At 67.1% G+C, this 21,041-nt stretch carries 23 protein-coding genes; 16 read left to right on the forward strand and 7 right to left on the reverse strand.

Going from position 1 to position 21,041, the window contains the following annotated elements:
- Positions 1-24: 24 nt before the first annotated feature.
- The 8 genes from rplB (at position 25) to ACFV2O_RS12870 (ending at position 4,314) form a co-directional block, all read left to right on the forward strand.
- Positions 25-861 carry a 50S ribosomal protein L2 gene (rplB, locus tag ACFV2O_RS12835; protein ID WP_039795441.1) on the forward strand — a complete coding sequence of 279 codons (837 nt, stop codon included), beginning with the start codon at positions 25-27 and terminating at the stop codon, positions 859-861.
- A 15-nt stretch (positions 862-876) separates the two neighbouring features.
- Positions 877-1,158, forward strand: coding sequence for a 30S ribosomal protein S19 (rpsS, locus tag ACFV2O_RS12840; RefSeq protein WP_014981659.1), 282 nt, complete (start codon positions 877-879; stop codon positions 1,156-1,158).
- Entirely contained in the window at positions 1,155-1,559 is a 405-nt protein-coding gene (gene rplV / locus ACFV2O_RS12845; protein WP_063021257.1) for a 50S ribosomal protein L22, read from the forward strand. Before rpsS ends, rplV begins: the two co-directional genes overlap by 4 nt.
- The gene (rpsC, locus tag ACFV2O_RS12850; protein ID WP_379251934.1) at positions 1,560-2,354 is read left to right on the forward strand and encodes a 30S ribosomal protein S3; all 795 of its coding nucleotides are present in this window, start codon (positions 1,560-1,562) and stop codon (positions 2,352-2,354) included.
- A 3-nt stretch (positions 2,355-2,357) separates the two neighbouring features.
- The gene (gene rplP / locus ACFV2O_RS12855; RefSeq protein WP_063021258.1) at positions 2,358-2,774 is read left to right on the forward strand and encodes a 50S ribosomal protein L16; all 417 of its coding nucleotides are present in this window, start codon (positions 2,358-2,360) and stop codon (positions 2,772-2,774) included.
- Positions 2,774-3,013: a 50S ribosomal protein L29 gene (gene rpmC, locus ACFV2O_RS12860; protein WP_040864843.1), complete on the forward strand. Its 240-nt coding sequence runs from the start codon at positions 2,774-2,776 to the stop codon at positions 3,011-3,013. Before rplP ends, rpmC begins: the two co-directional genes overlap by 1 nt.
- Entirely contained in the window at positions 3,010-3,282 is a 273-nt protein-coding gene (gene rpsQ, locus ACFV2O_RS12865; RefSeq protein WP_355076029.1) for a 30S ribosomal protein S17, read from the forward strand. Before rpmC ends, rpsQ begins: the two co-directional genes overlap by 4 nt.
- Before the next feature lie 219 nt (positions 3,283-3,501).
- On the forward strand, positions 3,502-4,314 hold the full coding sequence (locus ACFV2O_RS12870) for a phosphatase (protein WP_379251935.1): 813 nt from the start codon (positions 3,502-3,504) through the stop codon (positions 4,312-4,314).
- Here the strand turns inward: ACFV2O_RS12870 and ACFV2O_RS12875 are convergent.
- On the reverse strand, positions 4,304-5,209 hold the full coding sequence (locus ACFV2O_RS12875) for an NAD-dependent epimerase/dehydratase family protein (RefSeq protein ID WP_379251936.1): 906 nt from the start codon (positions 5,207-5,209) through the stop codon (positions 4,304-4,306). The genes ACFV2O_RS12870 and ACFV2O_RS12875 overlap by 11 nt on opposite strands.
- An 82-nt stretch (positions 5,210-5,291) precedes the next feature.
- Between ACFV2O_RS12875 and ACFV2O_RS12880 the strand changes: the two genes are divergently transcribed.
- The 5 genes from ACFV2O_RS12880 to ACFV2O_RS12900 all read left to right on the forward strand — a co-directional run bounded on the left by ACFV2O_RS12880 (position 5,292) and on the right by ACFV2O_RS12900 (position 9,371).
- Positions 5,292-5,516, forward strand: coding sequence for a CopG family transcriptional regulator (locus ACFV2O_RS12880; RefSeq protein ID WP_051046219.1), 225 nt, complete (start codon positions 5,292-5,294; stop codon positions 5,514-5,516).
- Entirely contained in the window at positions 5,513-5,959 is a 447-nt protein-coding gene (locus tag ACFV2O_RS12885; RefSeq protein ID WP_379251937.1) for a type II toxin-antitoxin system VapC family toxin, read from the forward strand. The genes ACFV2O_RS12880 and ACFV2O_RS12885 overlap by 4 nt, the downstream gene beginning before the upstream one ends.
- 80 nt (positions 5,960-6,039) lie before the next feature.
- A complete protein-coding gene (locus tag ACFV2O_RS12890) occupies positions 6,040-6,498 on the forward strand; it encodes an NUDIX domain-containing protein (RefSeq protein WP_379252174.1) in 459 nt (152 codons plus the stop codon).
- Positions 6,499-6,698: 200 nt separating this feature from the next.
- Positions 6,699-7,178 (forward strand): EXLDI protein, encoded by a 480-nt coding sequence (locus ACFV2O_RS12895; RefSeq protein WP_364430669.1) that lies wholly within the window; start codon positions 6,699-6,701, stop codon positions 7,176-7,178.
- Positions 7,179-7,220: 42 nt separating this feature from the next.
- Positions 7,221-9,371 (forward strand): MMPL family transporter, encoded by a 2,151-nt coding sequence (locus tag ACFV2O_RS12900; protein ID WP_379251938.1) that lies wholly within the window; start codon positions 7,221-7,223, stop codon positions 9,369-9,371.
- Between the two features lie 387 nt (positions 9,372-9,758).
- On the opposite strand, the gene ACFV2O_RS12905 is transcribed toward ACFV2O_RS12900, so the two are convergent.
- A complete protein-coding gene (locus tag ACFV2O_RS12905) occupies positions 9,759-10,946 on the reverse strand; it encodes a helix-turn-helix domain-containing protein (RefSeq protein ID WP_379251939.1) in 1,188 nt (395 codons plus the stop codon).
- 142 nt (positions 10,947-11,088) lie between these two features.
- On the opposite strand from ACFV2O_RS12905, the gene ACFV2O_RS12910 reads away from it, so the two are divergent.
- Positions 11,089-11,253 carry a hypothetical protein gene (locus ACFV2O_RS12910; protein ID WP_379251940.1) on the forward strand — a complete coding sequence of 55 codons (165 nt, stop codon included), beginning with the start codon at positions 11,089-11,091 and terminating at the stop codon, positions 11,251-11,253.
- Positions 11,254-11,460: 207 nt separating this feature from the next.
- On the opposite strand, the gene ACFV2O_RS12915 is transcribed toward ACFV2O_RS12910, so the two are convergent.
- On the reverse strand, positions 11,461-12,570 hold the full coding sequence (locus ACFV2O_RS12915; protein ID WP_379251941.1) for an FAD-dependent oxidoreductase: 1,110 nt from the start codon (positions 12,568-12,570) through the stop codon (positions 11,461-11,463).
- A 105-nt stretch (positions 12,571-12,675) separates the two neighbouring features.
- On the opposite strand from ACFV2O_RS12915, the gene ACFV2O_RS12920 reads away from it, so the two are divergent.
- Positions 12,676-13,317, forward strand: a complete 642-nt coding sequence (locus ACFV2O_RS12920; protein ID WP_379251942.1) for a TetR/AcrR family transcriptional regulator — start codon at positions 12,676-12,678, stop codon at positions 13,315-13,317.
- 129 nt (positions 13,318-13,446) lie between these two features.
- Here the strand turns inward: ACFV2O_RS12920 and ACFV2O_RS12925 are convergent, their stop codons facing one another.
- The 3 genes from ACFV2O_RS12925 to ACFV2O_RS12935 form a co-directional block, all read right to left on the reverse strand.
- Complete coding sequence (locus tag ACFV2O_RS12925; RefSeq protein WP_379251943.1) at positions 13,447-16,023, reverse strand: hypothetical protein; 2,577 nt, start codon at positions 16,021-16,023, stop codon at positions 13,447-13,449.
- Positions 16,024-16,452: 429 nt separating this feature from the next.
- Positions 16,453-17,817, reverse strand: a complete 1,365-nt coding sequence (locus ACFV2O_RS12930; protein WP_379251944.1) for a flavin monoamine oxidase family protein — start codon at positions 17,815-17,817, stop codon at positions 16,453-16,455.
- 236 nt (positions 17,818-18,053) lie between these two features.
- Entirely contained in the window at positions 18,054-18,707 is a 654-nt protein-coding gene (locus tag ACFV2O_RS12935) for a TetR/AcrR family transcriptional regulator (RefSeq protein ID WP_379251945.1), read from the reverse strand.
- A 112-nt stretch (positions 18,708-18,819) separates the two neighbouring features.
- Here ACFV2O_RS12935 and ACFV2O_RS12940 point away from each other — a divergent pair, with 112 nt between their 5' ends.
- On the forward strand, positions 18,820-20,175 hold the full coding sequence (locus ACFV2O_RS12940) for a flavin monoamine oxidase family protein (RefSeq protein ID WP_379251946.1): 1,356 nt from the start codon (positions 18,820-18,822) through the stop codon (positions 20,173-20,175).
- 46 nt (positions 20,176-20,221) lie between these two features.
- Here ACFV2O_RS12940 and ACFV2O_RS12945 read toward each other — a convergent pair whose 3' ends face one another.
- Positions 20,222-20,965, reverse strand: a complete 744-nt coding sequence (locus ACFV2O_RS12945; RefSeq protein ID WP_379251947.1) for a CPBP family intramembrane glutamic endopeptidase — start codon at positions 20,963-20,965, stop codon at positions 20,222-20,224.
- Positions 20,966-21,041: the final 76 nt, after the last annotated feature.

The following is a 21,041-nucleotide window of genomic DNA, read 5'->3' on the forward strand; positions in this document are numbered from 1 at the left end:
AATCCAGAAAGCAGAGAAGAACTCATGGCAATCCGTAAGTACAAGCCGACTACGCCGGGCCGCCGCGGCTCCAGCGTCTCGGACTTCGCCGAGATCACCCGGTCGACCCCGGAGAAGTCGCTGCTGCGCCCGCTGACCAAGTCCGGCGGCCGCAACGCCCACGGCCGGATCACCACCCGGCACCGCGGTGGCGGGCACAAGCGCGCCTACCGTCTGATCGACTTCCGTCGTCTGGACAAGGACGGGATCCCGGCCAAGGTCGCGCACATCGAGTACGACCCGAACCGCACCGCGAACATCGCGCTGCTGCACTTCGTGGACGGCGAGAAGCGCTACATCATCGCCCCCAAGGGCGTGACGCAGGGCACCCGCATCGAGTCCGGCCCGACGGCCGACATCAAGCCGGGCAACAACCTGCCGCTGCGCAACATCCCGACCGGTACCACGATCCACGCCGTGGAGCTGCGTCCGGGCGGCGGCGCCAAGCTGGCCCGCTCGGCGGGCATGAGCATCCAGCTGCTGGGTAAGGAAGGCCCCTACGCCACGCTGCGTATGCCCTCCGGTGAGATCCGTCGCGTCGACGTGCGCTGCCGCGCCACCGTCGGCGAGGTCGGCAACGCCGAGCAGTCGAACATCAACTGGGGTAAGGCCGGCCGCATGCGCTGGAAGGGCCGCCGCCCCACGGTCCGTGGTGTCGTCATGAACCCGGTCGACCACCCGCATGGTGGTGGTGAGGGCAAGACCTCCGGTGGTCGCCACCCGGTCTCGCCCTGGGGTCAGCCGGAAGGCCGCACCCGCAAGCCCAACCGTCCGAGCGACAAGCTCATCGTCCGCCGTCGCAAGACCGGCAAGAAGCGCTGAAGGAGGAGGTAAGAAATGCCACGCAGCCTCAAGAAAGGCCCGTTCGTCGACGACCACCTCCTCGCGAAGGTGGACGTGCAGAACGAGAAGGGCACCAAGCAGGTCATCAAGACCTGGTCGCGTCGTTCGACCATCATCCCCGATTTCATCGGTCACACGTTCGCGGTGCACGACGGCCGCAAGCACGTGCCGGTGTTCATCTCGGACAACATGGTCGGGCACAAGCTCGGTGAGTTCGCGCCGACCAGGACGTTCAAGAGCCACGTCAAGGAAGACCGGAAGAGCAAGCGGCGATGACGACGACTGAGACTCAGAACCCGACCGCGCGCGCGACCGCCAAGCACGTTCGCGTGACCCCGATGAAGGCACGCCGTGTCGTGGACCTGGTCCGCGGCAAGCGCGTCGAGGACGCCCTCGCCCTGCTGAAGTTCGCGCCCCAGGCCGCGAGCGAGCCGGTCGCCAAGGTCGTCGCGAGCGCCGCGGCCAACGCCGAGAACAACCTCGGCCTGAACCCGGCCACGCTGGTGATCTCGACCGCCTACGTCGACGAGGGCACCACCCTGAAGCGGTTCCAGCCGCGTGCCCAGGGCCGTGCGTTCCGCATCCGCAAGCGCACCAGCCACATCACCATCGAGGTCGAGAGCATCCCCACCGCCGGTGGAGCCACTCGTAACCGCCGGAAGGGAGGGGCAAAGTAAATGGGACAGAAGATCAACCCCCACGGCTTCCGCCTCGGTATCACCACCGACTGGAAGTCACGTTGGTACGCGGACAAGCAGTACGCGGACTACGTGAAGGAAGACGTCGCGATCCGCAAGCTGCTGGCCACCGGCATGGAGCGGGCGGGCATCGCCAAGGTCGAGATCGAGCGCACCCGTGACCGCGTGCGGGTGGACATCCACACCGCGCGTCCGGGCATCGTGATCGGCCGCCGCGGCGCCGAGGCCGACCGCATCCGCGCCGAGCTGGAGAAGCTGACCGGCAAGCAGGTGCAGCTGAACATCCTCGAGGTCAAGAACCCCGAGTCGGATGCGCAGCTGGTCGCCCAGGCCGTGGCCGAGCAGCTGTCCAACCGTGTGGCGTTCCGTCGCGCGATGCGCAAGGCCATCCAGTCGGCCATGCGTTCGCCGAACGTCAAGGGCATCCGTGTGCAGTGCTCGGGCCGCCTCGGCGGCGCCGAAATGTCGCGCTCGGAGTTCTACCGCGAGGGTCGGGTGCCGCTGCACACGCTGCGCGCCGACGTCGACTACGGCCTCTACGAGGCCAGGACCACCTTCGGTCGCATCGGCGTGAAGGTCTGGATCTACAAGGGCGACATCGTCGGTGGCAAGCGTGAGCTGGCCGCCGCTGCCGCCGCGCCCGAGCGTCCGCGCCGGGAGCGGCCGAGCCGCCCGCGTCGGTCCGGTTCCACCGGCACCACCGCGACCAGCACCGAGGCCGGGCGCGCCGCCACCGCGGTGGCCGACGCCCCGGCAGAGACACAGGAGGGCTGACGCATGCTGATGCCTCGCAAGGTGAAGCACCGCAAGCAGCACCACCCGGGCCGTTCCGGTACGGCCAAGGGCGGCACCTCGGTGGCGTTCGGCGATTTCGGCATCCAGGCGCTGGAGCCGGCGTACGTCACCAACCGGCAGATCGAGTCGGCGCGTATCGCGATGACTCGCCATATCCGCCGTGGCGGCAAGATCTGGATCAACATCTACCCGGATCGCCCGCTGACCAAGAAGCCCGCCGAGACCCGCATGGGTTCCGGTAAGGGTTCGCCGGAGTGGTGGGTCGCGAACGTCAAGCCCGGTCGCGTGATGTTCGAGATGAGCTACCCGAACGAGGAGACCGCTCGTGAGGCCCTGCGCCGCGCGATGCACAAGCTCCCGATGAAGTGCAGGATCGTGACCAGGGAGGAGCAGTTCTGATGGCTACCGGAACACCGGCCGCAGAGCTCCGCGAGCTCACCGAAGAGGAGTTGGTGGCCAAGCTGCGCGACTCCAAGGAAGAGCTGTTCAACCTGCGCTTCCAGATGGCGACGGGTCAGCTGGACAACAACCGTCGTCTGCGCGTCGTCCGTCACGAGATCGCGCGCATCTACACGGTCATGCGTGAGCGCGAGCTCGGTCTGGCCACCGGACCCGCTGGCAAGGGAGATGCCGCATGAGCGACAAAGCAGAAGGGCAGCGCGGCACCCGTAAGGTGCGGGTCGGCTACGTTGTCTCGGACAAGATGAACAAGACGATCGTCGTCGAGCTGGAAGACCGCAACCGGCACCCGCTCTACGGCAAGATCATTCGCACCACCTCGAAGGTGAAGGCGCACGACGAGAACGAGGTCGCGGGCATCGGCGACCGCGTTCAGCTGATGGAGACCCGTCCGCTGTCGGCCACCAAGCGCTGGCGTCTGGTCGAGGTCCTGGAGAAGGCCAAGTAAGCCTCTCCGGCACGGCGTGAAACCCGAAGGCCCGCTTCCCGTTCTCGGAGGCGGGCCTTCGCCGTATCCGGGCGCGTCCGAGGAATTCTCTTGCCGTCCACCCTGCGTGGGTACTGTCGTGTTGCGGGTGGCGATCGAGCAAACCGGCGGACTCCTGGCCTGACCGGAACTGCGATAGGTGGCGCCGACGGCCGATGCGGAGGATGAGCGGTGGGGAATGTGAGTCGATCCGAACAGACCTATGATCGAGCGCTGCTGCGGGAACATCTGCTGAAAACGCGGATAGCGGGTGATGTCGCGACGCCTCGGGAGGGGAATCTCGCGAACTATCGCAAGATGGTGTCGAAGGATCCTGGGTATCAGTTCGGGCTGACACTGAAGGATTGGACCTTCGCCGAGACGCTGGAGATGATGGCGCGTCTGTGCGGGGTCAGCCCCGACCCGCGGCATGTGCGGGGTTCGGACACCATCGACGTCGACCTGACGCTCGACGCGCTCGACGCGATGGGAGCGCGGATCGGGCTCGCCGCTCGTCGTCGGGAGACGGTGATCCTGGCGACCGGGCATCCGGACACACTCATGGGCGTGTATCGCGCTGTCGAGGACGCGTTACGCGCGGCAGGATGCGTGGTGCTCGTGCCGGCTGCCGGGTGGTCCTATCGGGTCACCACGCCATGGGGCCCGCAGCATCGCGAGATCCTCTACACCTCGGGAGTTGCCGCGCTGGGCACCGACGGCACGCTGCGACACACTCATGACCCGCATCCGATGCGGGCGGCCCTGCGGGAGTTGCGCGAGGCCGAAACCGGCCAATGGCCCGACCTGGTCGTCGCCGACCACGGCTGGGCCGGTGCGGCAGGGGAGGCGGGCATCGAGACCGTGGGATTCGCCGACAGCAACGACCCCGCACTGTTCGCCGGGCAAGCGGAGGGGAAGATCGCGGTCACGGTGCCTCTCGATGACGGAGTCCATCCCGACTACTACGGTCCGCTGACCGCTTATCTGCTCGGCCAGGCCGGACTCACCGGCTGAGGACACCCCGGTGCCGTGTGTCGCACACGATGGTTTCCAGATCCGACTGCGCTGGGCGCCAAGGTAATTCGGCCATAGCCTTGGCTGGGTCGCTGATCAGGGCGGCCGGTTCTGGCGCCGGTGGTCGATGGATCAGCTGAATTCGACGTCCGGTCCGCCGCTCGACCGCGGCCACGACGTCGAGAATGCTGCTGCCGCGGCCGCTGCCGATGAGAAAGCGCCTGAATTCGCCTTTCGGCGGTATGTTCTCGATACACGCGACGAAAGCCGCTGCGGCGTCGTCGATATGCAGATAGTCGCGGACAGCGCTGCCGTCGCCGTTGACTTCCAGAGCCGAGCCCTTCCTCGCGGCGGCGAATGCTCGGGGAATCAAGCGCGTCGGGTCGGGATCCGCGCCGCCGGCCACGTTCATCAAGCGCAGCACGGTAGCGGACAAGCGACCGGTGCCCGCCTGCGCGCTGATCGCCCACTCGGCGGCCAGCTTGCTCGCCGCGTACGGGTGCGGGGGCGCGTCGGGTAGACGCTCTGTCATCGGCTGTCGTTCGGGAGTTCCGTATATCGAGCCGGTCGAAGCGAAGACGAGCCGCGATATTCCGGCGGCGGCCATGGCGTCCAGCAACGCGACGGTCCCGCCGGTATTGACGCGGAAGTACCGCAGCGGATCGGCCGCCGACTCGCGCGCCCGAGTAAGCCCACCGAGATGGCACACCGCCTCCACGCCGTCCACAGCTTTCCGAAGCCCGTCCTCATCCAGCAGGTCGGCGACCCGAGTCGGCGCCCGCAGAGGCGAACCGCAGTCGCGAACCATCGCGATCGGCTCGTGCCCGGCTCCAGCCAGCAGTCTTACGACCGCCTGGCCCAGATAGCCGTTCGCTCCGGTGACGAGAACGCGCACCATGCGATTTTGTCACTGCTGTTGCCTGAGAAGGCGGAACAAACAAAGAGCCTATTGGTATCAGATCTGATACCATCAGTGTATGGCTTGGACCATGCGGTTGCCGGAGGACGAAGAGGCGGCGCTGAATGCGCAAGCGGATGCCGAGGGGCGCTCGAAACACGAGATCACTCGTGATGCTGTCCGGGCTTACCTCATGCGACATCGCAGGTGGGAGTCGCCACTGCTCAGCGATGACGAGACTTTCGATCTAGGTGGGCCCATTGGTAAGGATGACATCCGTAATGCGATGAACCGGCCGGCATGATCGTAATCGCAGATACCTCAGGAATCCTCGCGCTCTTCAATCGCTCGGACCCTGAGCACTTTGCGGTGCGCCGAGCTGCCGATTCGGCGAGCGCCATCGTTGTCAGTCCGCTGGCGCTGACCGAGGTGCATCATGTGGCGAGCGCCCGAGCCGGACGCGAGGCGGCCGACGGCATCCTCGCTCTGATCGCCGACCGGGTGGCGTCGACGCGGATCGTCATCTCAGGCGTCGATGCGGCACAGCTGCACGCCGCGATCGACATCCGTGGAAAGTACGGCAATCTGAATCTGGACCTGGTGGACGCTGTATGCGTAGCTCTGGCAGACGAATTCGATACCGACGCGATCCTCACGCTCGACCGCCGCGATTTTCGAACCTTGCGGCCCGTCGGCCGTTACTCCGCTTTCCGCGTCTTGCCGGACGATTGGCGTTCCGATACCTAGATGCCCCAGCTGGCACGGCAAGGTGGACCGGGCGCAGGCTCGGAATGAACCGTGATCGAGGACTGCCGTGGTTGAGTAGGGTGGTGGAGGTCGGGCGAGCTCGGTTGGCCGCGGGAGCGTTGTTCGTGCGCGGCGATGACGTGTTGCTCGTGCACAAGACGTATGGCAATGGGTGGGATCTACCGGGTGGGTATGTGGAGCCGGGGGAGGCGCCCGCTGCGGCTTGTCGGCGGGAACTCTTGGAGGAGCTCGGGATCGGCCGTTCCGTTCATCGGCTGCTGGTGCACGACTGGGCGCCGAGCCCTGGTGAGGGCGACAAGGTCCTGTACATATTCGACTGCGGTGCACTCGGCGACGATGAGCGGGTCCTCCGATTGCAGGAGTCGGAACTCGATGCCTGGCGGTGGGTCTCGGTCGCCGGCGTTCATGACTACGTGTTGCCGCGTCTGGCTCGACGTCTGCGGCAAGCACACCTGGCATACATCGACGGCTGTCCCCGGTATCTCGAACACGGATATCCGGTCGGGCAGGTCGATTAGCTGAGCGAAGGCTCGCAGCGGCAGGTCGGACCGGCGGTCGTGCGGGGTCTTGCGCTATACGTATACATCTACTTATAGTGAGACGACGGCCCGGACTTTCTGGGAACATCGAATCCGCACCGGTAGAGGCGGATTCGGGGTGGGCCGGTCGACGGTAGACGCATGCCTACATGCGCACTGATCTATGAAACGGGGAAATCATGACCACTGATCCGAACAACCTGAGCGGCGTGGACACTGTCGAGGAGCAGGCCTGCGGCGTCACCATCGTCAAGGAATCAGCCGAGCCGGGCGACGTGGACGACCTGCGCCAAATCGTGTTGCGCGTGGGTCCGGGTGGCGGGCGTCAGCAGCGGTTCTTCGGCAGACTGCTCGGCGAATCCCGCGAATACGGCAAGGTCGGGATGAACGTCGTGCGGGTCTACGTGAGCCGGAAAGGCAAATTCGTGGTGCACCGCCGGGAATCGGACTGGCGCGAAATGTCCGTCGCGATCGACTGGACCGAATGGAAGAACTGGCGCGAGCTGCTGCGGCCCGGCAGTGGCGAGCGCGAATGGGGTGACTACACGGTGGAGATCGTGGACTCGCCCGCCGAGTTGCGGGGCCGGATTCCGGAGCACATCTACCGGACCGTCGTCGACGTGGCCGAGCACCCGAACTCGCAGGACCTGCAGATCTGAGATACCGCCGCTTTTCCACATCCGGAAAGGATCTATTCGCAGATGTTCGCACGACTGGGGGCCGTGGTCGTCCACAATCCGTGGAAGGTGATCGGCCTGTGGGTGCTGCTCGCCATCGCGGTGGTGGCCGCGGCGCCGGAACTGAAATCCACTACAGACCAATCAGCTTTCCTGCCCTCGCATTACGAGTCCATCCAGGCGTTGGAGTTGCAGCAGAAGGCTTTCCCGGACAGCTCCGCTCCCGCGGCGATCATCGTGTTCGCCCGGAAGGACGGCACGCCGTTGACCGGTGCGGACGCCGCTTCGGTCGTCTCGATCGGCAATGAGCTGCGCGACGCGCAGGTCAAGGACGTCATCGGGATGCAACCGACGCCGCCGTCGGAGAACCGCCTGGTCCAGATCATCGCGGTGCAGATGACGAAGGTGACGAATCCGAACGACACCACCCAAGGCGACGCGGTCAAGGCGCTGCGCAAGGAGCTGACCGCGCGCGTCGCGAACACCGAGCTGAAGGCGGGCATCACCGGCCAGGCGGCGCAGGTGCTGGACCAGCGGGAATCGGGCGACAAGGGGCTGGCCATCGTCGGTATCGCCACCGTCGTGCTGATCCTGGTGCTGTTGCTGGTCATCTTCCGCAGCCCGGTGATCGCGTTGCTGCCGATCGTCGTGATCGGCGCGATCTCCAGCATGGTGAGTGGGCTGATCGCCGTGGTGGCCAAGGCCTTCGACTTGCAGATCGACGCATCGATCAATGCCATTCTGGTGGTGGTGCTGTTCGGTGTCGGCACCGACTACATCCTGTTCCTGATGTTCCGCTACCGCGAGCGGCTGCGCGCGGGCGAGGATTCGAAGACCGCCATGGTCAACGCCGTCACCCGGGTGGGTGAGGCGATCACGTCCGCGGCGGGCGCGGTGATCATCGCGTTCATGGCACTGGTGCTGTCCACGCTCGGCATGTTCCGCGCCATGGGCCCGGCGCTGGCGATCGCGGTGGCGGTCGCGCTGGCGGCGGGGCTGACGCTGGTGCCTGCGGTGGTCTCGCTGCTGGGCACCAAGGTGTTCTGGCCGTCCAAGGCGTGGCGCATCGAACCGAAGGGCGCGCGATTCACCGCGATCGGCAATGCGCTCGGCCGGCGGCCCGCTGTGTTCGCCGCGGTCTCCGGCGGTTTGCTGGTCGTGCTCGGGATCTTCGCCTTGGGTTTCCACCCCACATTCGACCTCAGCTCGGGGCAAACTTCGGAGGCCTCCGAATCCGTTGTCTACAGCAAGGAATTGGTCAAGGGCCTGCCCGCGGGGACGACCCAGCCTTCGGACGTCCTGTTGCAGTCCGGCGGTGGTGAATTGGCGGTCGATCAACTCGCCGCCTACCGCGCCGCGCTGGCCGCGGTGCCGGGAGTGGGACAGGTGGGGGAGCCGAAGTTGTCCGCGGACAAGTCGATCGCCGACTTCGCGGTGACGCTCTCTGCCGCGCCCGAGTCGGACGCCGCGCTGGACACCGTCAAGGGACCGTTGCGCGATGTCGCGCATTCCGCGGCGCCCGCCGGTGCCACCGCCGCCGTCGGTGGTCTGACCTCGGTCTTCGTCGACTTCCAGGAAGCGATGGCGCGTGACTACGCGATCGTGTTCCCGGTGGCGGCGATCCTGATCATGATCGTGCTGGGGTTGCTGCTGCGTAGCCTGGTCGCGCCGTGGTACCTGATGGCCTCGGTGTTCCTCGGCTTCGCCGCCACGCTCGGTGCCGCGGTGCTGGTGTTCCAGCACTTCCGGGGCGAGACCGGTCTGATCTTCACGCTGCCGGTGATCATGTACCTGTTCGTGGTCGCGCTGGGCACCGACTACAACATCCTCATGGTCGCCCGGTTGCGGGAAGAAGCGCGCGAGGGCAACGAACCGAAACGGGCCGCGGCGCTGGCCGTGCGGCACACCGGCCCCACCATCGCGGCGGCCGGGGTGATCCTGGCGGGCACCTTCGCATCGATGATGCTGGCGGGCAACAACGTTCTCGCACAGATGGGCTTCGCCATCTCGGTGGGTATCGCGATCGCCGCCTTCGTCATGGCGATGTTCTTCACGCCCGCGCTCACGGCGCTCATCGGGCACAAGGCGTGGTGGCCGGGGCATGGGGACGAGAAGCCCGAGGGCTCTGGACCGGAGTCTCGCGAGGTCGTCGGGACTTCGGTCGGCGAGAGCTGAGCGGGACCGGAACTCGCGGACACCGCGGATGAGTGAACCGGAATAGAGCTGTGCGCCCGATTCATCGGGCGCACAGCCTTTTCCGCACGAAGAACGCACGTCGTGACCGGACGGTCACCGGGCGCGGGAAACTCCGTGCGTGCGGTCCAGACCTTGTCCGGTGCCGCCACGCTCGATACTCATGCCCACGCGGCCATATAACCGCCGCTCACGGGTGATGCCGCCGCCCCAGCCGCAGGAGTCTCGCCACCTCCGACAGACGCCCTTCTCGTCCAGCTCTCTCTGAACGCCGCACCTCACGTTCCTGCTCGGCCGCCGCCGCGCCTCAGCCGCTGACCAACCGCACTACGTCGCGTGGTCGGCCGTGGCTGTGGTTTCCTACGAGACTCAAATCTTGACGTTGGCCCACTTCGCGAACCGGGCCAGGGAGTCGGTTCCGCGCCGGGTATTGGCGAGCACGCGGACGGTCTCGTGGACTTGGGGGTGGTTGCGTGTCAGCGCCGGTGCGATCCGGCGCGCCTGGTCGAGGCCGGCGAGGGCACGCTGCTTGTCGCCGTGAAGCAACCAGGCGCGGGACACGTCGATCCAGTGATGTCCAGCGCGGGATGGCGTCACCGATGCCGGTAGCCGAATCTGCTCGGCGCGTGCGACAGCGGTTGTGCCATCGGACAACTCGACCGGGACGGCGACGGAGTGAATAGCGACGTTCGGCAGATGGAACCCGGTCCCATACTCCTGGTATCGGTCGGAGCTGATCGTCTCGCCGATCCGGCGCGCTTCTCGAAGATGAGTGTCGGCGGTGTCGGCGTCGAGCGCACGGGCGGAAAGTATTGACGCCCGCAGGTGTAGCGCGCCCCGCACCGCAAGTACTTCCGGCGTCGCAGGTAGTTGCTCACTGGCTGCGTGTGCGCGCTCGATGATCCGCAGTCCACCGGCATACGCGCCGGAGTACAGCAGGATCAGCGCGCGATGGTATTCCGCCGCGATCGGCCACGCGGGGTCACCACTGCGTTCGGCGGCCCACACGCATCGTTCGGCGGCCAGTCCGGCGAGGTCGAGGTAGCCGTACCGGTAGGCGATCGATGACGCACTGTTATATGCGTAGGCGAGCGTCGAATAGATCCTCTCCAAACGCCGCCCGGATGCCTCGTCGGCGGCGAGCGCATGCAAACCATGGACTACGTCCGGCAGTTCGGCGGTGTGGTCGCCGTACCGGCCACGCCGTCTGCTCTCCTGTACCCGATGCAGCGCCGTGGTCAGCTCTTCCAGGGTGGTCGGCGCATTCAGTGGTTCGTCATTGAACGCCAGAATTTTTCGGCGCAACTCGCGGATCGTGGCGTGCGTTCCGGCATCGTCGCGCGCCGGGATGTAGGGCTGCCCGGTCAGATCCTCGATGTCGACCCCGAGTGCCCCGGCCACGGCCGCGATGAACGCGGGCGAGGCTGGGCGGGCGCCTCGCTCGACCTTGCGCAACAGCGACAACGACACGTTCGCCTTCTGCGCGAGCTGTTGCTGTGTGAGCCGGGTGAGCTTGCGCGCCCGGGCGGTGCGTTCCCCGATCCCGGCATCGTCCATGCCTCCACGGTGACACACGATGTGCCGCTTCGCATGAGTTCATCGAGGACAAAGTATCTGCAGGCCCCGGCGTCGGGTCGAGTCCTGAATCCCCGGCGCCGCGTGCCAACCAACCACCCACGACGTGCCGAAAGGTCACCGAATGACCGCAGAGCTCGCAACTGTCCTGATCGTCGTAGCCGCTGTCGGCGGACTGCTGATTCTCGTGTTCTGGGTGCTGCCCTGGCTACTCGAGCTCGGCGACGAACCGGACGAATCCGTACCGGCACGAGAGATCTTCGCGCGGCTGGAGGACGAGCGGCGATGACGACTCGGCGTTCCTGGGTGCAGGACTACTGTGAGGACGGCAACCTGCCCGCGGACGAGAAACACGCGCGCGGCCTGATGAAGATCCACCAGAACTGTGAACCGCCATGCCCGCGTAGAGCGTCCGCTGAGCGCTATCTAAGCGAGCGCGGCGTGCGCCGCGCGCCGGACGAATGGCGGAAACCATGAGCGCCGTATTCGGATACCTTCAGCCCGGTTGGAAGAACTCGAGCATTCTCCGGCTGGCGTCCGGCGATGTCAGGAGTTCCTGTATCCGTGCGGACATCCGGGCGGCGGCGCTGGTGCGTTCGAACATCTCGCGTTCGTATTCTTTTACGGCGGAGGAGAAGTCGTCCGGGCGCGCGGCCAGTGCGAGGCCGAGCACGGCGCCGTCGAGCAGCGCCATGTTGGCGCCCTCGCCCACCGGCGGCATCAGGTGCGCGGCGTCGCCGAGCAGCGTGACGTCCGGCCTCGACGGCCAGGTCAGGCCGATCGGGAGACTGGTGATCGACCGCGGTACGACGGTGTCGTCGCAGGCCGCGATCAGCGCGGTGAATCGCGCGTCCCAGCCGGGGAGCAGGTCGATCAGCCGCGCCCGGGCGGCGGCCGGGTCGTCGAACGGGATCCCGCTGGTAGTGAACCAGTCCTCGCCGGTGTTGTAGAAGCTGAGGCCGATGCGAACGCGGCCGTCGCCGTTGCGCTGTGCCGCCAGGGATAGTCCGTTGCCGAGCACCCAGTAGTTGCCGCGGCCGACCATCGCCGCGAGGTCGGGATGGGTGCGGTCGATGTCGGGAATGCCGAGCTCGACGACGTTCTGGCCGATATGCGCCGGGCGGGCGTCGGTGAGGAGTGCGCGGACCCGGGACTGCGCGCCGTCCGCGCCGACCAGCAGGTCATACGTCGCAGTGCTGCCGTCGGCGAAGTGGAGTAGGCCGTTGCCGGCGGATTCGAACGCGTGCCCCCAGCGCACCACGCCTTCGGGAAGGGAATCCAGCAGCAGGTTGCGCAGATCGGCGCGGTCGACCTCGGGTCGATCGAGCGGGGCGTCGTCGGGGGTGTCCTCCTGGAGCAGCAGGGTGCCGTCCGGCTCGAGCAGTCGCATGTCTTGGCCTTCACCACGGGCGATCGAGTGGAACCGGTCGATCAGTCCGGCCTCGCGCAGCGCCCGCTGGCCGGAGTGGATGTCGAGCATGCCGCCCTGGCCGCGAGCCTCGCGGGAGGCTTCGCGTTCGTACACGACGGCCTCGATGCCGTGCACGTGCAGCACCCGGGCAAGGGCCAGGCCGCCGAGTCCGGCTCCGACGATGGTGATGGTCATGATTGCCTCCGATACACCGTATTTTCCAATACACTGTATCGAACCATGCGATGTAGTGTCAGCGGCATGTTGGTGTGGGAGCGACCGGAGCCACCGAATCGACCGGTGCCGGCCCCGTTGAGCCGGGAGCGGATCGTGCGAGCGGCGATCCGGCTCGCCGACGCGGACGGCTTGGCGGCGGTGTCGCTGCGCAAGGTCGCCGCCGCGCTGGACGTCGGGCCGATGCGGCTGTACGGCTACATCGCCACCAAGGACGAATTGCTCGACTTGATGGTCGACGCGGTCTACGCCGAGATCCAGCCGGCCGGAGACGGTTGGCGGGAGGTGCTGAGCTCCCTTGCCGCAACCACCCGGCAAGCAGCTCACCAGCACGAATGGTTCGCCGACCTGCTCGGTGGGCGGCCGCAGCTCGGGCCGCACGCGATGGCCAGAGGGGAGGCCGTGCTGGCGGCACTGGGCGGCGTCGACGTGGACATGGCCATGCCGGTGGTCGCCGCGGTCAACGCGTACGTGATCGGCGCGGTGCGCCGGGAGATCGCCGACCGGCGCGCCGAGCGGGCCACCGGGATGGACGAGCACCAGTGGCAGATCGCCTTCGGCCCTTATCTGGAGCGAGCCTTCGCGACCGGCCGATTCCCCGCGCTGGAGACGGTCGTACGCGACGCCGCCCACCTCGACGCCGACCAAACCTTCCGCATGGGCCTCGACTTCCTGCTCGACGGCATCGAAGCCCGCATCTCGAGTTGACCGAGGACGCCCGGGCCGATTTCATCGCTGCACCCGTTGGCCGATCACGCCGACCTGTCCGCGTCTCGATGGTGGCGCGCCTGCCTTCCCAGCTTTTGCGCCATCGTTAGCCGCTCGGAGCGGCGGTGCTCAGCCGATGGTCGCGTAGGGGCGGTGGACTTTGACGGCGGAGTCCAGGACGCGGGTGACCGCGGAGCGGGGGACGCCGAGTTCGTTCGCGATGGCAGGGGTCGAGCCGCCCTGATCGGCGAGGGTCAGGATCTCTCTGACCTCCTCGATCGGGAGGTCGGACAGGTGGCGGTCGGTGATGGCTCGTGCGATCGCGGAGATTTCGTCGTCGTCGGTGTCGGCTTCCTCCGGCTCGGTGGGGAATTCGTCGTCCTCGTCGTCGTCCTCGAGGATCGGCATCGGTGCGATGGGGAGGGGCGAAAGCTCGGGGGTTTCCTCGAGGGCCAGTTGTTCGCTCTCCGCGTCGGCGGAGTGGTCGTTCTGCTCTGCGGACATCGACTTTCCGCGTTTCGCCGCGCGCGGGGCGGTGGCGTTGGGGTGCACCTGTGCGGCGGTGTCGGCGATTGCGGGGGACTGGGTGTGCATCGGTTCGGTGGAGCCGGGACGCCGGGCGGCGTCGTCTCCTCGATGCACGCGATCGGCCGAGCGTTCGCCTCGACCGGCGGGCGGAAGTGGCGGCGTCGCGCTGTTCGTCTGAGTGGAGGGACGTTCGTCGAACTCGAGTCCGTCCAGCGAAATCTGTTGTGCAGGTTGCGCGGGTTCTGGGCGCGGTTCACCGATATCGGACGCCCGCGTTCGCACTCGGCTCGGCGTTCCGTGCTCGAAGTCGGCCGGTGAAGGCTGCGCTGCTTCGGGATCGGCCGACCGGGTCGAACGTCCGTCCGACTGGACCTGCGAGACATGCTGGGCGGCAGATGAATCCGGATGCGTCGGGGAAGTCGTCAACTCGCGGCTGTTGGTGGCAGACGGAACCGGGCTTCCATGGGGAGCGACGGTGTCCGTGTGGTCTTCACTGGCGGGGGCGGTGTGCCGGTCGACCGGAAGCGCGTGCGCGTTGATGCCTGTGGGCGTCCCGGCGTCGTGACCATTGGCGGTTGGAACAGTGTCGTGCCCGTTGACTCGAACGTCTCCGGTCGCCGGGAACTCGGTGGTGTCATCGTCGGTGCCAGGGCGGAAGGGCTTTCCATTGACTCGCGGGTGCCGCTCGGTGCCCTCGGCGGGGGTCGGCACCGTGTGACCGTTGGTGGCCGGGCGCAAGGTATGTCCGTTGATGCGCGGGTGCCCGTTCCCGTTGATAGGTGTCCGGCTGGCCTTGCCGTCGATCGGCAGGACGTGGCCGTTCACGGACAGGTCGCCGCGGGTGTGGCCATTGACGGTGGGTTCGACGGCGTGGCCGTTCGTCGTGTGCGGGAATGCGACACCGTTCATGCCGGTATCGACCGCGTGACCGTTGGCCGTGCGAGTATCGGCGAGGCCCGAAGTGCTGAAGCCCTCGCGCACTTCGCCGTTGCCAGGGGTCGCCGCGGTGGACGCGACGCGGTCGACAGTGATGGGGTGGCCGTTGATCCGCGATCCGACCGCGTGACCATTGGTCGCCGACTTTGCGGGATCGACGCGTGCCGGGACAGGCATGGTCGGTGCGGCCGAGTCGAACTCGTCGGGGCGTTCTGCGGGACGAGCGCCCGTCATTTCGGTCGGGACAGCGTGGTGGGTCGAGGCTTCACTCCCGGCGTGATGGAGGTCGGCACCGCCCCGATGACCGGTCTGCGCTCCGTGATTCGCGTCGTGGTGCGCCTCGCGGTAATCGGTCACGCCAGCATAGGTTTCCCAGGGAAATCGGCCGCTGTTCACCGCTGCGTCGAGCGAGGGGTGACTACTCGCTTCCCCCTGCATGCCCGGGGTGAGTCGCGCATCGAGACGGATCGTTCGCGGGTCGGGATCGATCACCGGCGCGCCGTCGATCAGCACCGCGTACCGCGCGGAAACCCAGGCGTGCAACCAGATGACGACGCCGACCATCACCGGAGCGATCGCGTATTCGGCGGCGCGGCCGAGGTCGCCCGCGGCGAGATGCGGTCCCGTGTTCAGCGCGACGGTCGTGCCGAGTAGCGCCGCCTCGAAGAAGATCACCTTGCCGCGCGCCAGCTCCCGGCCCCATCGCGCCGCGGTCGTCGCCGCCACCATGATGGTGATGATCGGGATCGAGATCATCGCCTCGATGCCGTAGCTCAACCAGTACAACGGATCGGCCATGTCGCCGCTGGGCACCAGATTGTGCTGCACGTTGACACCGGCCCACACCATGCCGAGCACGACGACGGCGATCAAGGCGCGCGACGACCACTCCGCCCGCCGGTAGAGCTGCGCCAGGCGCGCGTCCTGGCTCGACGCCCGACGCCGCGCCGCCAGCGCGCGCCGATGCCAGCGGGCGTCGGCCTCCTCCGAGCGGCGCAACGCCGCGGACGACTTCCGGTCGCGCCGTTCGGTGGCCAGTTCCGCCTCGATGGCCCGTCGCCGCTGCTCGCGGCGGCGCGCGCGAATCCATTCCGCCAGCTCGCGCTCCGCGGCGATCTCGCGTTCGGACAGCACCTCCAGCAGCGCCGGATCGAGCTGCAGGGGCAGTTTGCCGCGCGCGGTCTCGACTTGCTGTGCCAGCGCGGCAATCTCGGAACTATCGTTCGAGGATTCGTCGGGCATCGCGAGCCTTCCCAAGAGCAGGTCTCATGTCGAGTGGTGGTGACATGATCGCTCGAACATATGTGTGATCGGAGTGAGATTAAACCGACCTCCGCCCGTGGTCAATGTGGCGCTCTCCGAGCAGAAGGCGACACGCCGAGTGCGGGAAATTCATGACCTCCCTCGAATATCCGGATGAGCGGCGCATTCGGCGGCGCTCTCTGCGTGTCGAAACTCCGTTCGAATGCACACGTATCCAGTGCACCGTATTTTCCGCCCGGGTTGCTCGGTTTGCGCTCCGCGCCGATCCCGGTCCAGGGCAAGGCGCGTAGATACGGGCCGGCGCGGGCACGCCGCCGAGGCTGCCCGGCGGTGCGGCATCCGGACATCGGCCATGTGGTCGAGCGCGCCTGTCCGGACGGCGATGAATGCCGGGCGGTCAGCGGCGAATCAGGGTTCGGTTCCGCCTGCGGAATTCGATAACCCGTCGTCACAGAGAATCTCGATGACCTCCTGTGCGGCGCGTTCGCCGGACTCGATGGCGCCCTCGATATAACCGGCGTGCTCGCAGGCGGTCTCGGTTCCCGCCCAATGGACGTTGCCCATTCGTTCCGCGGAGGCCGGAAAATATCCCTCGTCGTGTCCGATACTGGGCAGAGCCGAGTAGCCGCCACCGACATGCCGGTCCTGGTGCCACGACTTCTCGTGCCAACTTCGGGGAGCGAGGATCTCGGAGCCGAGGTGCGTAGCGAGTGGTCCCAGCACTGTTGTGCGGCGGGCGTCGGCGGCGAGACTGTCGAGTTCACGGGCCTCGGGGCCGGCGATGAGAATGCATAGGTGGCCGGGGCCGCCGGGGGGTGAGGTATCGAATACCGCCATGCCGGGATCGGTGAGCGCCATCAATTCGGCGTGGGTGCGGTCGCGCCAGAACGGACGGTCATAGACCGCGATCGCTTTGTACACCGAGCCCATGTAGGTGTTGTCCTGTAGGCGGGTTCGCGCGGCGGGGAGCGCGGGGTGATGTTCGATGCCCGCTGCCATCGGTGGCGGGACTGTCACGATCACTTTCGTCGCGCGGTATGTCCCAGAGGACGAGTGGATCGTGACACCGGTCTCGTCGCGGTGTAACGCGGTGACGGCGCTGTTCAACACCACTCTGTCATGGAGCGCGGCGGCCAGCCGTTCGATCAGCGTCCCGGCCCCTTCGACGACCAGGCTCTCCTGCGCACCGCCCTTCGTGGAGAGCATCGCCGTGAGCCCGCCCTGGTAACGGATCATCTCGAGGAAGGCGTGCACAGAGTAGCGATCGAGGTCGGCAGTGGTGGACACCGAGACGAGTACTTCCAGCAGCCGACGCCCTCGGCGGCCGGGCACGCGGCGCAGCCACGATCGCACGCTCTGCGTCTTCCATGTCCGGGGTGCGCCGAGTCGAGCGACGACCTCGCATGCCAGCAGGACTGCGCCGGCGATCCTCGAGTTCGCGACGGTCTTGTCACCGTCGACGATCCGAGGCCGTTCGGGCGTGCGCATCGCGAACACGGTCGTACCGAGTTCGGCGGCCAACGTCTCGAAGCGGCGGTGCCCGTGACCGATCCATTGACCGCCGAGGTCGACTCGCGAGCCGAGCGCGGTGGTCTCGGCCATGACCCGCCCGCCCGGCCGCGCGGCGGATTCGAGCACGATGACGTCGATGCCGCGGCAGTGCAGCTCGCGCGCTGCGATGAGCCCGGCCATGCCTGCGCCTATCACGGCGACCGTGACCGCTCGCGGCGAGTCTTGACCGTCGGGCCGGTCGTCGGGTTTCAGCTGGATCATTTCGTCTCACTCCAGAGGGCGAATCGTGGGCCGAGCGAGGAAACACGACCTGCGGCTCGGCGATCCCGGGTGGATGTGCCGGTGCCTGCTTCACGGGTCCGTCGCGACCGAACCGGCCGGGGCTTCTCCTCGCGACCCCAACAAGATAATCGAACTAAGTCGGACAACCGTACGAATTACGTTAAGGCGAAGGCGCTCCATGGCGCAATAGGCAGTCGATCGGCGGGTGGGGAGGGCTACTCGCGGTCGATGTGTGCGGGGCTTCGCCGCCGTGGCGCGCTACGGGCGACCGGTTGCGGGTCGGCGAACAGGACGAGCATGTCCAGTGCCTGGCCGAGGTCTCGCCGAGCTCGGCCGGCGTCGGGCTTCGCGACGTACTGCAGGATGAGCCCGTCGATCTGGGCGAGCGCAAGGCGTCCGAGGGTGTCGAAACCGACGGCGCATCGTTCTCCCGCGGCCTGGGCGGCCTGTTCGCAGAACTCGGTGACGACCGAGCTGTAGCGCTCGTATTGCAGCTGGGCCAAGTTGCCCCCGGCCTCGCTGCGCAGGGAGTAGGTCATCAGCTCGTACTGCATGATCTGCAGCCCGATCCGACTGTCGACCAGCTTCTCCCAGAAACTGGTCACGCCGTGACGCAGGGCGTGCTCGACGCCTTTGTCGAGCTCGAGTTCTGCTCGCAACACTGCGGAGATGTCGCGGATGAGCGTGGTGATGACCGAGCGCAGCAGCTGGTCCTTGGTCGGGAACACGTAATGCAGCGTGCCGAGCGGAACGCCGGCCTCGGCGGCGACCGCGCGCAGCGTGGTGGCGGGCACGCCGACGTCGCTGAGCACGGTGATAGCCGCCGCAACGATCTGCTCCTCGCGTTCGGACGCCTTGACGTAAACCACGGGTTCTCCTCGCTCCGCTGGCAGACGAACTTCGAGCAACTGTTGCACACCGCACTGGCGCGACCTATCTTACAGTCGTACAACCGACCGAGTTTTGTGTAAGGAATGGGACATGACCGATGTCGATGTTGTGGTGGTAGGCGCCGGTCTCGCCGGCTTGACCGCGGCCAGGACGCTCAAAGCCGCCGGGCGCAGTGTGCGGGTGCTCGAGGCGCGAGACCGCGTGGCTGGGCGCAATCTCGGGGGCCTGCTGTCGAGCGGGATTCCCGTGGAGATGGGCGGGCAATGGATCGGCCGCACGCAGACCGAGGTCCTGAAACTGGTCGACGAGTTCGGCCTGAAGACGGTTCCGACCTACGACGACGGTGAGTCGGTGACGCTCTACAACGGCACCGTCACACGCTACGGCGACGTCACCTTCGGCTTGTCCGAGGAGGCCGCCGGGGAAGTGGGCCGCCTGCAGGCCGAACTCGAAGCGATCGCCGAAACCGTTTCGCTGTCCTCGCCCTGGACGTCACCGCGCGCCGCCGAGCTCGATCGCCGGACCGTCGACGAGTGGCTGCGCGCGAACACGGAGAATCCCGAAGCACTGGCGTTCTGGGCCGCGGTCGTGCCCGCGCTCTTCTCCGCTGAGCCCTCGGAGATGTCGCTGCTGCACTTCCTGTTCTATATCAAGTCCGCGGGCATGCTCGACATCCTCGTGGGCGTCACCGGTGGCGCACAAGAGATGCGCGTCGTCGGCGGCACCCATCAGATCTCCGAACGGCTGGCCGCCGAACTCGGCGACGATGTCGTCACGCTCAACGCCCCGGTGCGCTCGATCACCCACGATGAAGAAGGCGTGAGCGTGACCTACGCAGGCGGCACGCTCACCGCCGGGCACGCGATCGTGGCTATCCCGCCCACCTTGGCGGGTCGGCTGCACTACCAGCCGGCCTTACCCGCTGCCCGCGACGGACTCACTCAGCAGATTCCGATGGGGTCGGTCATCAAGGTGCAGGTCGCCTATCCCACGCCGTTCTGGCGGAACTCGGGTCTCAACGGGTTCGCCTTCAGCCTTGATGACGCACTGAGCGTCACCCTCGACAACTCCCCGCCCGACGGAGTGTGCGGCGTGCTGGTCGGCTTCTTCGAAGGCGCTCACGCTCGGAGCGCGGCGCGCTGGAGCCCGGATGAACGCCGGACCGTCGCCGTGGCGACTCTGACCAAGCTGTTCGGTCCGGAGGCCGCGGAACCGATCGACTACGTCGAACAGAATTGGATGGCGGAGGAATACACCCGCGGCTGTTACGGCGGCCGGTTGGGCGCCGGTGTCTGGACACAGTTCGGAGCGGCGCTGTCCGAACCGGTCGGCCGCATCCACTGGGCAGGCGCGGAGACATCCGATGTGTGGAACGGCTATATGGACGGTGCCGTCCGATCCGGCTATCGCGCTGCGGCCGAAGTTCTCGACTGCCTGGGTTTCTGAAGAAGGATTCCTGGCCGAACTCTCGGTCCAGTTTCTCCGGCAGGTGTCAACTGAGCGTGGTGTGCCAGACGATGGCGGCGGCCAGGGCTCCCGCGCCGTTGACCGACCAGTGCAGGGCTATCGGGGCGAGCAGGCTGCCGCTGCGGTGGCGCAGCCAGGTGAACACCACGCCCGCCGCGGCTGTCGCGAGAACGGCGAGCAGGATGCCGACGATCTGGCCGGTCACGCCGCCGCCGACGAATGCGCTCAAGCCGCGATTGCCGGAGGTGAGACCGAGGGACGACGCGATGTGCCAGAGGCCGAACAGCAGGGAGCCCGCCGCGAAGACGCCGCGCGCACCGTACGCGCGGTCGAGTGTGCCGTACAGCACGCCACGGAAGGCCAGTTCCTCGGGGATCACGGTCTGCAACGGGATGACGATCATGGAGGCGATCAACGCGCCGGAGATGGTCGCATAGCGATCGGCTAGGAAGAACGGCCGCGTGAGCGGTAGTGCCGCCCCGATCGCGACGACCGCGAGGACCAACGCCACCGCGCCGAGCGCGTAGAGCGAACCGCGCCGCCAGTTCCGGGGCGAAAGGCCCAGTTCCGACCAGCCGAGACCACGCCTGCGGACCAGTGCGAGCAGCACGAGCGCCGAGACCGGCACCGTCACGATGCTCGCCCACGCGGTGGTGAAATGTGCGATGAGATTGGTGCCCACCAGGACGATCACCACCACGGCGACGTCGACGTAGGCGTGCACTTTGTGGCGTGGGCGGGTCGGTGCTGCTAGGTCCGGCTCAGACATCTCGACCGAGTCTACGGAACGAGAACACGTTCGCCGCGGATGCGGGCTTTATTGCCGGATCGATCACTTTTCGCCG

This window comes from Nocardia sp. NPDC059691, from assembly GCF_042733915.1.
GTDB classification, from domain to species: Bacteria; Actinomycetota; Actinomycetes; order Mycobacteriales; family Mycobacteriaceae; genus Nocardia; species Nocardia sichangensis.